Origin of the sequence: Streptococcus oralis, from assembly GCF_001578705.1 — a bacterium.
In the GTDB taxonomy this organism is placed as follows: domain Bacteria; phylum Bacillota; class Bacilli; order Lactobacillales; family Streptococcaceae; genus Streptococcus; species Streptococcus oralis_J.
Genome location: NZ_KQ969037.1, coordinates 777,955 through 792,493, shown reverse-complemented (window position 1 = coordinate 792,493; position 14,539 = coordinate 777,955). Strand labels below are relative to the sequence as shown.

Annotated in this window: 13 protein-coding genes, 2 pseudogenes and 1 CRISPR repeat array; of the genes and pseudogenes, 12 read left to right on the top strand and 3 right to left on the bottom strand. The window is 40.0% G+C overall.

Going from position 1 to position 14,539, the window contains the following annotated elements:
- The first annotated feature begins 37 nt into the window (after window positions 1–37).
- Window positions 38–406, top strand: coding sequence for a hypothetical protein (locus SORDD05_RS04005; protein WP_061417181.1), 369 nt, complete (start codon window positions 38–40; stop codon window positions 404–406).
- 134 nt (window positions 407–540) lie between these two features.
- Entirely contained in the window at window positions 541–1,233 is a 693-nt protein-coding gene (locus SORDD05_RS04000; protein WP_061417180.1) for a phosphoglycerate mutase, read from the top strand.
- 97 nt (window positions 1,234–1,330) lie between these two features.
- Here SORDD05_RS04000 and SORDD05_RS03995 read toward each other — a convergent pair whose 3' ends face one another.
- Window positions 1,331–1,660, bottom strand: coding sequence for a winged helix-turn-helix transcriptional regulator (locus tag SORDD05_RS03995; RefSeq protein ID WP_061417179.1), 330 nt, complete (start codon window positions 1,658–1,660; stop codon window positions 1,331–1,333).
- Window positions 1,661–1,806: 146 nt separating this feature from the next.
- Here SORDD05_RS03995 and SORDD05_RS03990 point away from each other — a divergent pair, with 146 nt between their 5' ends.
- The gene (locus SORDD05_RS03990; RefSeq protein ID WP_061417178.1) at window positions 1,807–2,196 is read left to right on the top strand and encodes a nuclear transport factor 2 family protein; all 390 of its coding nucleotides are present in this window, start codon (window positions 1,807–1,809) and stop codon (window positions 2,194–2,196) included.
- Between the two features lie 39 nt (window positions 2,197–2,235).
- Window positions 2,236–2,559, top strand: a pseudogene (locus SORDD05_RS03985) (2,3-bisphosphoglycerate-dependent phosphoglycerate mutase); the annotation flags it as partial.
- 125 nt (window positions 2,560–2,684) lie between these two features.
- On the opposite strand, the gene SORDD05_RS03980 reads toward SORDD05_RS03985, so the two are convergent.
- Entirely contained in the window at window positions 2,685–3,263 is a 579-nt protein-coding gene (locus SORDD05_RS03980; protein WP_061417177.1) for a TetR/AcrR family transcriptional regulator, read from the bottom strand.
- 141 nt (window positions 3,264–3,404) lie between these two features.
- Here SORDD05_RS03980 and SORDD05_RS03975 point away from each other — a divergent pair, with 141 nt between their 5' ends.
- From SORDD05_RS03975 to SORDD05_RS03940, 8 genes and pseudogenes are all read left to right on the top strand, one after another.
- A complete protein-coding gene (locus SORDD05_RS03975; protein ID WP_061417176.1) occupies window positions 3,405–4,106 on the top strand; it encodes an ABC transporter ATP-binding protein in 702 nt (233 codons plus the stop codon).
- A gap of 1 nt (window position 4,107) precedes the next feature.
- Window positions 4,108–6,807, top strand: a complete 2,700-nt coding sequence (locus SORDD05_RS03970) for an FtsX-like permease family protein (protein ID WP_061417175.1) — start codon at window positions 4,108–4,110, stop codon at window positions 6,805–6,807.
- Between the two features lie 144 nt (window positions 6,808–6,951).
- Window positions 6,952–7,221, top strand: coding sequence for a 30S ribosomal protein S15 (gene rpsO, locus SORDD05_RS03965; RefSeq protein WP_001018251.1), 270 nt, complete (start codon window positions 6,952–6,954; stop codon window positions 7,219–7,221).
- A 341-nt stretch (window positions 7,222–7,562) separates the two neighbouring features.
- Window positions 7,563–7,856: direct repeats of the CRISPR family, unit length 35 nt; unit sequence GTTTTATCGGTCACAATTTTGGAGATTACAAAAAC.
- 273 nt (window positions 7,857–8,129) lie between these two features.
- Window positions 8,130–8,741, top strand: coding sequence for a CadD family cadmium resistance transporter (locus SORDD05_RS03960; RefSeq protein WP_000531720.1), 612 nt, complete (start codon window positions 8,130–8,132; stop codon window positions 8,739–8,741).
- 231 nt (window positions 8,742–8,972) lie between these two features.
- A complete protein-coding gene (locus tag SORDD05_RS03955) occupies window positions 8,973–10,019 on the top strand; it encodes a FecCD family ABC transporter permease (RefSeq protein ID WP_061417174.1) in 1,047 nt (348 codons plus the stop codon).
- 1 nt (window position 10,020) lies between these two features.
- A complete protein-coding gene (locus SORDD05_RS03950) occupies window positions 10,021–10,776 on the top strand; it encodes an ABC transporter ATP-binding protein (RefSeq protein WP_061417173.1) in 756 nt (251 codons plus the stop codon).
- Window positions 10,777–10,795: 19 nt separating this feature from the next.
- The gene (locus SORDD05_RS03945) at window positions 10,796–11,806 is read left to right on the top strand and encodes an ABC transporter substrate-binding protein (protein ID WP_061417172.1); all 1,011 of its coding nucleotides are present in this window, start codon (window positions 10,796–10,798) and stop codon (window positions 11,804–11,806) included.
- A pseudogene (locus SORDD05_RS03940) lies at window positions 11,787–12,480 on the top strand (alpha/beta hydrolase-fold protein). Before SORDD05_RS03945 ends, SORDD05_RS03940 begins: the two are co-directional and overlap by 20 nt.
- Window positions 12,481–13,001: 521 nt before the next feature.
- Here the strand turns inward: SORDD05_RS03940 and SORDD05_RS03935 are convergent.
- Complete coding sequence (locus SORDD05_RS03935; protein WP_061417171.1) at window positions 13,002–14,366, bottom strand: VWA domain-containing protein; 1,365 nt, start codon at window positions 14,364–14,366, stop codon at window positions 13,002–13,004.
- Window positions 14,367–14,539 lie beyond the last annotated feature (173 nt).

Below are 14,539 nucleotides of genomic sequence, written 5' to 3'. Positions count from 1 at the left end.
GGTATAATATACCTTATTAACATAAAAGGAGATATTTATGAAGACAAAAACACTAGCGCAAGTAGATGGCTTTATTGGTGTTATTGCAGGAGCTTTTTTAGCTTTATCACCTATTTTTATGCTTGTTCTTATAACTATTTCTCGAGATGAAGATGTTGTAGGATTTGTATTAGGCGTTATTTTCATTGTGTTTTCTTTAGTGAAAATTGCAACCCTTATTCTTGGAATCCTCTCGCTTGTCTATTATAAGGACGATAATCGTATTTCATTAGCGCCATCCATTCTATTTATTGTTGGATCTGTAGTTGGCTTGATTCCTTTGCTTGGATGGATTGGTGGAATCGTCCTTGTCATCGGAGGAGCTTTGTACCTGTCAAGTTTGAAACAGTTCAAAATTGAAGGATAAGAGATATTTTAGGAGGAAGAGTCAGAGAGCCCTTCTCTTTTTCGTTGATTTTAACTAGCTTTTTTGTGAAAAATTGTGTAAAATAGAATAGATAAACGAGGGCAACCTCGAAAAATTAAAGGAGAATCCATCTAATGGTAAAATTGGTTTTTGCTCGCCACGGTGAGTCTGAATGGAACAAAGCTAACCTTTTCACTGGTTGGGCTGATGTTGATTTGTCTGAAAAAGGTACACAACAAGCGATTGACGCTGGTAAATTGATCAAAGAAGCTGGTATCGAATTTGACCAAGCTTACACTTCAGTATTGAAACGTGCGATCAAAACAACAAATTTGGCTCTTGAAGCTGCTGACCAATTGTGGGTTCCAGTTGAAAAATCATGGCGCTTGAACGAACGTCACTACGGTGGTTTGACTGGTAAAAACAAAGCTGAAGCTGCTGAACAATTTGGTGATGAGCAAGTTCACATCTGGCGTCGTTCATACGATATATTGCCTCCTGCAATGCCTCGTGATGATGAATACTCAGCTCATACTGACCGTCGTTACGCTTCACTTGACGACTCAGTCATTCCAGATGCTGAAAACTTGAAAGTGACTTTGGAACGTGCCCTTCCATTCTGGGAAGACAAAATCGCTCCAGCACTTAAAGATGGTAAAAACGTATTCGTAGGAGCTCACGGTAACTCAATCCGTGCCCTTGTAAAACACATCAAACGCTTGTCAGACGACGAAATCATGGACGTGGAAATCCCTAACTTCCCACCATTGGTATTCGAATTTGATGAAAAATTGAACGTAGTTTCTGAATACTACCTTGGAAAATAATTATAAAAGATAAAAGGCGGGATTTATTCCGCCTTTTTTTTGAGAAGTGACTCTTGGTTCGTCTCACTTTGTAAGGTGAGATGAACCGAGGAGATAATTAGTTTAGAATTTCGATATACTCCAGTCCCCAACTTTCAATGGCATCTAGGACACCTTGAAATTTTCTACCCATTTCAGTTAGACTGTATTCGACCCGTGGGGGAACTTCAGCATAGACTTTACGCTCCACGATTTTATCCTTTTCGAGCTGTCTGAGGTGTCGTGTTAGAATGGTTTGGGTAATGCCAGGAATCAGCCGTTGTAGTTCATTAAACCGCTTAGTTCCCGTACTGAGTTGATAGATGATGACTAGAGCCCATTTGCCTGTTAGTACACGCTGTGTCGTGGCAAAAGGACAAATTCCGTATTCACTGACTTTGGTTACCATAATTCCTCCAAATTTTTTAAAATTATTCTCTTATTTGACAATAATAGTATCGTATTTGATACTAGATAACAATAAAGTGCCTACTTGTCTTTTTTTTTAGTAAGTGATAAAATTATATCATAAATAAAAGAAACGAGGAGTAACTCATGTCAGTAAATTTAGAAATTTTTAATGCATATAACAGTGGTCTTATAACAGGTGATTTTCCAGCTGTTTTTGAGACTATGGCAGATGATATCATCTGGCACCAGCCAGGTCAGCATAGTAATTCCGGTACAGTTGTTGGAAAAGAAGCACTTGGAGCACACTTGGCTCAATTTTCAGAAAAAACAAACGGTACCTTCAAAGTATTGACTAACTGGGTGTCTGAAAATATTGACCTTGTAGCAGCCAATGTGACCTTTGTCGGAACTCGCCCAGACGGCGAGGAACTCAACATGAACGGTATTGATCTTTTCCGCATGGAAGAAGGAAAAATCAAGGAAGTTTGGCTCTTTTCATCAGATCAAGCAGTAGAAGATGCTTTCTGGGGTTAGACAGTAAATTAATCTAGAATCTGAAATGAAATTTGATTTATGGATCGTGATGATGAGCACTCAGCTCACACTGACCGTCGTTACGCTTCACTTGACGACTCAGTTATCCCAGATGCTGAAAACTTGAAAGTGACTTTGGAACGTGCCCTTCCATTCTGGGAAGACAAAATCGCTCCAGCACTTAAAGATGGTAAAAACGTATTCGTAGGAGCTCACGGTAACTCAATCCGTGCCCTTGTAAAGCACATCAAACGCTTGTCAGACGACGAAATTATGGACGTGGAAATCCCTAACTTCCCACCATTGGTATTCGAATTTGACGAAAAATTGAACGTGGTTTCTGAATACTACCTTGGAAAATAATCTATAAACAGAAAGCTTAGGATTCCTAGGCTTTTTTGTATCTAAGTTAAAAATAAAGGCAACTTAGCTAATTGAAAAAGTATAAAATGAGAGGAAACAGTTTATGCTGTAGCAGGTTGGATGAATTAAGTTTCTTTTAATTCGTAGCTCCAGTGTTCGTAGTTATAGGTTGATAAAATTATATCAGTGATTTCTTCTGGTTCTTCTTGAGCTCCCCCAGCAATCCAAAGAGAAATAATTCCCTCAACGCTAGATAGGAAGATTTCCAAGGCGTATTTCTGAGGGATGTGAAAGTTCTCCTCTAAAAAACGCTGGGTAGCAGTCTCTTGCTTGTCACTCAGAATAATAGTGGTTATGTACTCCCGAATAGCCTCTCGAAAGTCAATATAATGGCTTTTGGTCAGGGCGTTGATAAGACGCTCATTAGCACGCAGTATATGAAATTTTGCTATCATTAACTTTTGGGGATATTCGTTCTCCGCTTCAAACAAGCTATAACTAGAAAGTTGGGAAATAATTTCGCTTTTGAGACTATCAACCATCTGATACTTATCTTGGTAGTGGAGGTAGAAGGTGCCGCGATTAATCCCTGCCCGTTTACAGAGCTTACTGATAGAGATATTATCAAATCTTTCCTCTGATAGCAGCTGGATTAAGGCTTCTTTGATGTCTTCTTTAGTAGTAGTTTTTCGTTTCTGGGCCATTTTTCTTCCTTTTTGCTTAAATCAACACTTTGTTGATTTTTGATTATTGATTTTTATCTAAGCTCATTATATAATATCTGTGATTTGGAATCAACACCTTGTTCATTTAAGAAAACGAGTTTTGAAAAGGAGATAAACGATATGGCTTACATTGAATTGAAACACAGCTACAAGCGTTACCGAGTTGGGGATACGGAGATTGTGGCCAATAGTGATGTGAATTTTGAGATTGAAAAGGGAGAGCTGGTTATTATTCTTGGTGCTTCTGGTGCTGGAAAGTCAACGGTTCTTAACCTCCTTGGGGGAATGGATACCAATGATGAGGGGGAGATTTGGATTGATGGTGCCAATATCGCCGACTACAATTCCCACCAACGAACAAACTATCGTCGAGATGATGTGGGCTTTGTTTTTCAGTTTTACAATCTAGTCTCCAATCTGACAGCCAAGGAAAACGTGGAGTTGGCCTCAGAAATTGTAGCGGATGCCTTGGATCCAGAGGAGGTGCTCAAAGATGTGGGACTAGATCATCGCCTCAATAACTTTCCAGCCCAGCTTTCTGGAGGGGAGCAACAACGAGTTTCCATCGCACGCGCAGTAGCCAAAAATCCTAAAATTCTTCTCTGTGATGAGCCGACAGGTGCCTTGGATTATCAGACGGGGAAGCAAGTCTTGAAGATTCTCCAAGACATGTCTCGTCAAAAGGAGGCAACAGTGATTATCGTGACCCACAATAGCGCGCTAGCTCCTATTGCAGATCGGGTGATTCATATGCGTGATGCTACGGTTAAGAGCGTAACAATCAATGAGCATCCACAGGATATTGATACATTGGAGTATTAGCATGAAAAAAACATACCGAAAAGACTTGCTCCAGTCAGTGACGACTTCAAAGGGACGCTTTGTTTCTATCTTAACCTTGATGATGCTGGGTTCTTTAGCTCTAGTTGGCCTCAAAGTGGCCAGTCCAAATATGGAACGTACAGCAGAAGATTATCTCCGTAAAGCCAATACTCTGGATTTTGCCGTGATAGCTGATTATGGCTTGGACAAAGAAGACCAAGACGAACTAAAGACACTTCAAAGAGCAAGTGTTGAGTTTGGCTATATGGCAGACCTAACAGTTGAAAATAGTGAAGAAGCGGTTCGACTTTATTCCAAACCAGAGAGCATTTCAACCTTTCAAGTGACAGAAGGTCGATTGCCAGAGGTTGATGGGGAAATTGCCTTGGCTGATTTCTGGAAAGACCGCTATCAGATTGGGCAGACTATCGCCTTTAGCAAGAAAGAAGAAAAGTCCGTTCTAAAATCCCAAACTTTCACAATTACTGGATTTGTTCAGTCGGGTGAGATTCTTTCTAAAGATGATTTAGGAAGTGCTAGTAGTGGAAATGGAAGCTTGGCTGGCTATGGAGTAATTTTACCTAGTCAGTTTGATTCAGATGTTTATAGTATTGCGCGTGTGCGCTATGACGATTTAAAAAATCTGGATGCTTTTTCATCAGACTATAAGACCAAACGAACCCAACACCAGGAAGAGTTGCAAGACTTACTTGCCGATAATGGTCAAAAAAGATTGGCAACTATCAAAGCAAATGGGCAAAAGAGCCTAGAAGAGGGCAAAGAACAGCTCCAAACTGCTGAAAGTAACCTTCAAAAAGGCAAGAGTCAGCTAGAGCAGGCTGAAAATCGCTTGAAAACGCAAGAAGAACAAGTGCCTACTTTACCAGAACCGCAAAAGAGTCAAATCGAGGGACAGCTGACAAAAGCTAAGGAAGAACTGGCGACAAAAAAAGAAAAACTGGCTCAGACAGAGAGTGATCTAACTAAGGAAAAAGAGAAGCTTGAACAGCGTCAGAAAGAGCTTGATGAACTGGCAGAGCCGAAATACCACGTATACAATCGCCAAACCATGCCAGGTGGTCAAGGCTACCTCATGTACAGCAATGCATCGTCAAGCATTCGTTCAGTCGGGAATATCTTCCCCGTTGTGCTTTATATGGTCGCTGCAATGGTGACCTTTACAACGATGACTCGCTTTGTAGATGAGGAGCGCACCAATGCTGGTATTTTCAAGGCCTTGGGTTACCGGAATCAAGATATTGTTGCCAAGTTTGTCCTCTATGGTTTTCTTGCAGGAACTGTGGGAACCATTATAGGAACACTTCTTGGACATTATCTCCTTGCAGGAGTGATTTCGGATGTTATAACAACTGGAATGGTCGTTGGTAAAAGTCAGGAGTATTTTTACTGGTCTTATAGTCTTATTGCCCTAGCTTTAAGTTGGGTATCCAGTGTCTTGCCGGCTTATCTGGTGGCGTGGAGGGAATTGCACGATGAAGCAGCCCAACTTTTGCTTCCCAAACCTCCCGTTAAGGGATCAAAGATTTTGCTGGAACGCCTGAGCTTTATATGGAGTCGTTTGAGCTTCACTCATAAGGTTACGGCGCGAAATATTTTCCGTTATAAGCAACGGATGTTGATGACCATTTTTGGAGTTGCGGGTTCGGTTGCTCTCCTATTTGCAGGTCTTGGTATTCAGTCTTCTGTGGGAGGAGTTTCCGAGCGTCAATTTGAACAAATCCAGCAATACCAGATGATTGTAGCGGAAAAGAGCAGTGCGACGGAGCAAGAAAAAGCAGATCTAGAGAGTAGCTTACAAGCTGAACCTATCCATGCTTATCAAAAGATTTACTCAAAATCCATTGAAAAAGATTTCAAAGGAAAAGCGGGACTTCAAACGATTACCATGATGGTTACTAGTGGAGAAGACTTTAAGCCTTTTATCACATTAGAGGAAAATGGGCGAGAGTTGCAGGTCACTGATGGAACGGTCGTGAGTCAAAAACTAGCCCAACTAGCAGGGGTTACGGTTGGGGATAAGCTGGAGCTTGACGGGAAGGAAATCAAGGTCGCAGCTATTTCTGAAAACTATGTTGGACACTTCGTTTATCTCAACCGAGCGACTTATGAACAAATCTACGGCACCAGTCCGCAAGACAATACCTACCTAGTAAAATTAAAAGAGCCAACACCTTCCAATACGGAGAAAGAAGCGGCTACTTTCATGGAAAAAGCTGCTGTTTCTGGGGTCGTCCAAAATGCGACGGCCATCCATCTCTTTGAATCTGTAGCTAGTTCGCTCAATAAAACCATGGCAATCCTTGTCCTTGTTTCCGTTTTACTAGCCATTGTCATTCTTTACAATCTCACTAACATCAATGTGGCAGAACGTATTCGTGAACTTTCGACTATCAAGGTTCTCGGTTTCCATAATAAAGAAGTGACCCTCTATATCTACCGCGAGACCATGGTGTTGTCCCTTGTGGGGATTGCTCTCGGTTTGGTAGCTGGCCACTATTTACATCAATTTTTGATTCAAATGATTTCACCAGCCGCCATACTCTTTTATCCACAAGTCAGCTGGGAAGTCTATGCTCTTCCAATCGTCGCAGTGACTGTGATTTTGACTTTACTAGGTCTCTTTGTCAATCGCCACTTGAGAAAAGTGGATATGCTTGAAGCCCTGAAATCAGTAGAGTAATTCAAACTTTTAAACAGTAAATCAGTTGACAAAGTCCCTGCTTCTTGGTAGAATAAGAACTGTCGTAAAGACAAATAACTTCTTCTTGGTTACAGGCATGCCAACCTGTCACTCGGATGAAGCCAAATAAAAAGGAGAAACATCATGGCAATCTCAAAAGAGAAAAAAAATGAAATCATCGCACAATATGCACGTCACGAAGGTGATACAGGTTCAGTAGAGGTTCAAGTTGCTGTCCTTACTTGGGAAATCAACCACCTTAACGAACACATCAAACAACACAAAAAAGACCACGCTACTTACCGTGGATTGATGAAGAAAATCGGTCGCCGTCGTAACTTGCTTGCATACTTGCGTAAAAACGACGTTAACCGTTACCGTGAGTTGATCAACTCTCTAGGACTTCGTCGTTAATCTGCTTTATTTTTCACTTACATTGCGTTGTCACCTTACCTCGATATACTCAAGTATAATCTTCGGTTGCGGTTCCTAGCACTGTAAGGTAAAATAAACCAGATTATCTCCCTTCGGGGAGATTTTTTTGTTTTACTAAAAATTTTGTACAATCTTCGGCTTGTCGTCTAGTCTATAAACGTTTTATCCAGCAAGAATTATGATGCTAAGGGCGTTAAAAAAACGTATGAAAATAGAGAAACGACACAGTCTTCGATGAACACAAGGAGTTTCATCTTTTTCACTAGGATTTTAGCCCGAGCTCAAATCAAGCTCTCTGATTTCAGAGGGCTTGATTTGAGGTTTTATCGGTCACAATTTTGGAGATTACAAAAACAACTTGGAGGTTGGGAGGCAGAGAGCGAAGGTTTTATCGGTCACAATTTTGGAGATTACAAAAACCTAGCATGGCATCTGCTAACTCTGGAGCAGGGTTTTATCGGTCACAATTTTGGAGATTACAAAAACTCAACTCAGTTTCAGTTGCAGCTCCGACCTGTTTTATCGGTCACAATTTTGGAGATTACAAAAACAGAATATCGTTGCAGCAGGCCTTGCTAAGTTTTATCGGTCACAATTTTGGAGATTACAAAAACCTCAAATGGTATCAGCTACTCGGCTTGAAAAGTCGAGTAGCTGTCTGCAAGCCCCCTCGGAGAGCCCACACTTTACGAAGTAAAGTATAGTATGTTATACTTTACATGGAAGTAGTCACCGAATTTCAGTTAGAAATTACTTTGTAACTACATTTTGAGGAGGAGTAAAATGCTTTCCTACGTTCGACATTACCCACTAGCGATAGCTAAATTAATGTGTCTGTGCTCTCCTAAAATCTGATGATTTATTACTAACTAATACAGGAGGTTTTTATGGGACAGACAATCATATCTGCTATTGGTGTTTATATTTCCACCAGTATCGATTATTTAATTATTTTAATTATTTTATTTGCACAGCTATCACAGAATAAACAGAAATGGCATATTTATGCGGGGCAATATCTAGGAACAGGCTTACTTGTAGGGGCGAGTTTAGTTGCTGCTTATGTCGTTAATTTCGTGCCTGAAGCATGGATGGTTGGATTGCTTGGTTTAATCCCTATCTATTTAGGGATTCGCTTTGCAATTGTTGGAGAAGGTGAGGAAGAAGAGGAAGAAATTATTGAAAGATTAGAACAAAGCAAGGCAAATCAACTGTTTTGGACAGTTACATTGCTGACAATTGCGTCTGGCGGAGATAATTTAGGTATCTATATACCTTATTTTGCTTCGTTAGATTGGTCACAGACCCTCGTGGCGTTGCTTGTGTTTGTAATCGGCATAATTATCTTTTGCGAGATTAGTCGGATGTTATCCTCTATTCCGTTAATATTCGAGACAATTGAAAAATACGAGCGAATCATTGTGCCCATAGTATTCATTCTACTTGGACTATACATCATGTATGAAAATGGCACGATAGAGACTTTTCTGATCGTGTAGATTTTTTTGTTTCACTAGGATTTTAGCCCGGGCTCAAATCAGCTCTCTAATTTTAGAGGGCTTTTTATGTTGTCACTTTACCTCGATATACCCAAGTATAATCTTCGGTTACGATTATTAGCACTGTAAGACCAACTATATTTATTTTTCTCATCTTGTTCCATTGTTGAAAATATGGTATACTTTTCATGAGAATTTTCTAAATTTTTAATTTTGTCTAAGGAGGTTTTCATGCTTTCCAAACTTTCTGGAAGCCGACAAGATTTGCAATTTGTGTTGTTTTTGGTTATTTTGCTAAGCGTTTTAGGAATTTCCCTCTTTCTAGCTGTTTCTATGGGGTCTGTTGCGATTGATCTAGGAGATACCTATCGGATCATTTTGAGCAGATTGGGATTTCCTCTTGAGATAGGAGAGGTTTCCAAGTCCACTCTTGCCATTGTATGGAACATGAGATTCCCCCGAGTATTGTTAGGTCTGATAGTAGGGGCTGGACTTTCTATGTGTGGTAGCGTGATGCAGTCTACAGTTAACAATCCCATCGCAGAGCCTTATGTCTTAGGAATTTCTGCGGGTGCAACTCTAGGGGCAACTTTGAGCATCATTCTTGGTTTAAAATTGGTGATTAGCCTTGGAGCTTTCCTTGGAGCTATTTTGGCAACAATCGCTGTCCTCATCATTGCCTCTATGCAGGGAAGGATGACGACTTCCAGTCTGATCTTATCAGGAACGGTGGTCAATGCTCTCTTTTTAGCTTTTTCAAACTTTATTATTTCAGTCGGCGCTAATGCGGACAGTGTGATGACCATTAAGTTTTGGACTATGGGCTCGCTTGCCGGGACTACCTGGTCTGACTTAGTCCTGCCAACTATAGTAGTAGGATTGGCCTTTCTATTTTTCGCTACCCAGTATCGTGTTTTCAATGCGATGATGATGGGAGATGAGGCTGCTTTAACTTTGGGAATTCCCTTACGCTTCTATTGGTATCTTTACGTGACCGTGGTGGCTGTGCTGACAGCTGTCTTGGTGGCGACTTGTGGGATTATTGGATTTGTTGGTCTCATTACTCCTCACTTAGCTCGAGGGTTAGTAGGAACGAATTACAGGAGACTTTTTCCTGTTGCGACCATACTGGGTGCCCTCTTTGTCATCTGGGCAGATGTACTCTCTCGTATCACCATTCCAAACGCAGAGTTGCCTATTGGTATTTTTACAGCCTTAGTAGGTGCTCCCTTCTTTATCTACATTGTTGGAGGAAGGCGAAGGGAGGTGAGGGCCTGATATGGACTTGATTTGTCAGGATATCCATTTTGGACTAGGAGAGAAAAAAATCCTCAAAGGAGTTTCTCTAAAGGTTGAGGGGCATCAATTTCATACGATATTAGGGCCAAATGGAAGTGGAAAAACCAGCCTGCTTAAACTCCTCTATCGTCAGGAAAAGGTAGACAAAGGCTTGATAAGACTAGATGGAAAGCCACTGGAGCATTGGTCACTCAAAGAAACAGCCAAGCAAATGGCAGTTGTAACCCAGTTTAACCAACTGCAGTTTGATTGTACAGTTGAGGAAATCGTCTTGCTGGGAAGAACTCCCCACCTCTCTTTTTTACAGAAGGAAAAGGAAAGGGATTATGTCCTCGTTCAAGATGCTCTCGTCAAGGTAGATATGCTTGAGAAGAAAACTCGTCTCTATTCGTCTCTGTCAGGGGGGGAGAAACAACGAGTCTTATTAGCCCGCGCCTTGGCGCAAGAACCGACTCTCTTGCTCCTGGACGAACCAACCAATCACCTGGATATCAAGTATCAGCTAGACTTGTTGGCCATTGTGAAGAATCTCAAGGTCAATGTTTTAGCTGTCCTACATGATATTCAACTTGCTTGTCGCTATTCGGATTATCTCTATCTGATGAAAGAGGGAGAAATCCTTTACCAAGGGACTCCAAAGGAGACCATCACCCCTGAGTCATTGCAAACTGTATATGGAGTTCAAAGTCAGGTGACTTGGACTGAGGATCAGCAAGCCATGATTCACTATTTATAAAAATGAAAAGGAAAACAAGATGAAAAAAACACTAAGCATTTTACTCGTGACAGTAGCTACCTTAACCATGGCAGCTTGTGGCAATACTACTACAGAAAAAACAACCACACAATCTAGCACAGAAACAAGTCAAAAGGCAAGCGCAGAGACGACTTATCCGTTAACGGTCAAGACCTATGATGCTAAGGGAAATGAAGTCGAACAAGTCTTTGACAAGGCACCTGAAAAAGTTATCACCAACAATCTTTCAACCACTGAAATCTTATTGGAGTTAGGCTTGAAGGATAAAATTGCTGGCATGCTTAACCCGGACAATGCTGTAACAGGTAAATACAAAGACGCGATTGCGACGATTCCTCAAATTGGGGATAAAAAAACAGTCTCACAAGAGACAGTCCTTTCATATGAGCCAGATGCTGTGATGGGTCGAAACATGATGTTTTCTGAAAAATCCTTGGGAACAGTTAGCACTTGGAATGAAAACAAAATCCCAGTCTATACGCAAAAAGCTTCTCTCTCAACGATTCAGCAAGATTTGGGGAATATTGTAGAAGATGTCAAAAATCTTGGAATGATTTTTAATGTCCAGGACAAGGCCAATGAATATGCAGCTCAATTACAAGCTAAAATTGATGCTGTTAAGAAAGCAAACCCAGCAAGCCAAGGTGAAAAGAAAAAGGCTTTGATAATGGTTGCTTATAATGATGAAACCTTTGGTGCATACAAGTCTGCTTTGCAAGAAAGCTTGTTGAATCAACTTGGTTATACCAACGTTGCAACGGGAACATCAGGCTTGACCTTGGAAAATCTCGTGTCAATGGATCCTGAGTTGATTATCTATGTGACCAGCGACCGCAATAAAAAATTGGATGCCAACGCTGTAGAGTTGATGAAGGCAAATGAGGTATTGGAAAACGTTCCTGCAATTAAGAATCAAAAAATCATGACCATCTCTTACGATGAGTTGATGGACTATGGTCCAGCAGTGATTGATTCCCTTGAGAAAATCAATGACTTTATCAATAAATAATGAGTTTGATTGGGAAGGAATCCAAGTCAAAATCAGCCTTCCTTCGACCTATGATCCTAATCAAACCTATCCAGCTATTCTCTTAAATGATGGAAGCTTGGATTTCCTATCATCTCTTTCCGAATCTGTGATTTTAGTGGGTTTGACTTCTAAAAATCGCCTAGACGATTACACTCCCTGGAAGGCATCTGCTCTGAGAGATGGAGCTCCAGATTTTTGGCGGTCAGGCCAACGTCTATCATGGTCATTTATTTGGTAGTCTTTTAGAAAAGTTGCAGTCGCTTTATAGACTGGACAAAAATCGCCTTGCCTATGGAGGGTACTCACTAGGTGGTTTGGCGGCCGTCTACAGTCTTTTCAGCTTTGACAAGGTCTCCTGTGTTTTCTCCATCTGCGGATCCTTTTGGTATCCTGAATTTACAACTTACTGCAAGGAAGAAAAAGTGAAAAATTTGGACTGCTTGCTGTATTTACAAAATGGTCAAACAGAAGGAACCCATCATACCAATCGCTTGGCTCAAGCACCAGCCTATGCTGAGCAGATCCATACCAGTCTTCAGAAACACTATCCGACTGGTCAGTTTGTCTTTGATCCTCATGGACATCATGAGCAAGTGGCTGAGCGATTTCTGGCCTTTTCCAGCTGGTTGGCAAAGAAATGGGAGATTGAATAAAGTAAGAGAAGAGACAAGGTAAAAATTAAATTTGAGGAGAAAATCCAGTAAAACTTTCCATAATAAAACGCATAATATTGAACTCTTTGAATTTCTTATATTATGCGTTTTTATGATTTTAGAGTTTCTTTGAATGCAGAAAAATACAAGTTCTATAAGGAGCAGACGAGACTTATTAAGAATATCATAGGATTGATGAAATGATAGATATTTGTAGAAAATCACACACTTTAATCTCAATCGTTTTCATATTACTAACACTAGGAATATGTATTTTTGAAGACTGATATTTTCATCATGAATTTATTTGATAAAAGAGAATACTCCTTTATTTCTAAAGAAAGAGGGACAAAATCTTTTTGAGATGATAGAGTAGGATATGAAATTTGCTCTGAATATATTAAAAGAGAGGACCAAGAGGCCCTCTCTCATTGTTAACTATTTTTCTCTTATTATAGTTGGTAAAGAATCTAAATGGTGCAAAACTCCTTTCCTCTACCTTCTATATGAAAAGAATCTCTTTAATCTTTTTTCTTAACACCAACAGTCAGACTAGAGGCTACTGCAATTAAGGCAACTCCAAGTACGGATAAATTAGAAGATGCCTTTTCACCAGTTTTGGGTAATTCAGATACCTTATTAGAAAGTGCAGAAGTATGATAAACTGCCTTTGTGCTTCCGATAGGTTTTGGTTTAAGTACGACATGCGCCTCTGTTAAGAAGTCATATTTCTCTGTTACGATGCGGTAAACACGTCCTTCTTGGACAGTCTTAACAACATGATTTGTAAAATCACGATTTAAAAGACTAGAAAATTCTTGATTAATATTAAGATAAAGCCCTTTTGTCCCCTCAACTAAAGGTTTGAAGGTCGATTCTTCGTATCTCATCCCTACAACTGATAGAGAAATATCTGCTGCTTTAAGAGCTTTCAGAGTCTCTTCTACTGTTGGAATGCCTGGAGTACGGAAATCAATACTTTCATCAGTAATTAAGAATGCAAAACGACGATTATTAGAAGCTGTAGACCAATCATAATCTTTTGAGGTTGCAATATGATGTAGAGGGACTGTAGGCTCTTCTGTTCCGCCGTATGTTCGAATAGATCTAAGCGCCTTAATATACTCCTCTACATTCTTAGTGAATTTAGATCCATTAAAATCGAAATATTGAACATTGTCAGCAGCCTCATACGCGATTAAGCCAAGACGAGCATCAACTTTTTTATTAGCCAAATCACGGACAAAGTTCTCGATATTCTGTACAACATTTTGAATAGAAGAATCCATTGAACCTGACTTATCAATAGTAAAGACGATATCTGCAGAACCAGCCGCTTGTTTAGTAATTATTACATCTGCTTCTTTCAAAACTTTTTCAAATGTAGTTTTCTTGATAGTTTGAGTAACATTAGCTACATAGTCATCTGTATTAACGTGATCTGTAACAGTCTTTGTTGTTGTAACAGGTGTCTTTTCTCCAACGGCAGTTCCCTTAGCAGCTAAATGAGTTGTTTCAACACTTACAGAAGTCTCTGCTTTGGCAGTTGCTTCTGTACCAGCTGTGTTTTCTTTAGTATCTACCTTGGCGTCCGTTGAAGTAGTAGTTACTTTAACTATATCACCAGGTTGAGCTTTATTAAGTGGTACTACAGAGACATTAACTTTATCTTGAATCTCCTTAACTGTTTCGGAAATTTGTTGATTAGTTTGAGTAGTTTTAGTGGAAAGTTCATTTGAACCCACTTGAGCAAGATCATTAGCAACTTGACTTGGATTTTTTACCTCATCAGCATCAACTTGCCCCACTGCTGTAAAGGCAGACGCTAGAGCAACCGTCAATAAAACAGACTTGCACTTCCCAAATAAAGAATGTTTATGATTCATTATAAAAATCCCTCCTTTTTTAATAATATAATATCAAAATCAAAGTAATTCGTCAAAAAATTTCTGTATAGAATGTAGAGTTTTCTTCTGGTTATACAGGGATAAAGATCATAAGAAATGCATAGCATCAAGTGTCCAAAAACATTGATACTATGCATTTTTGATGGAAAGGC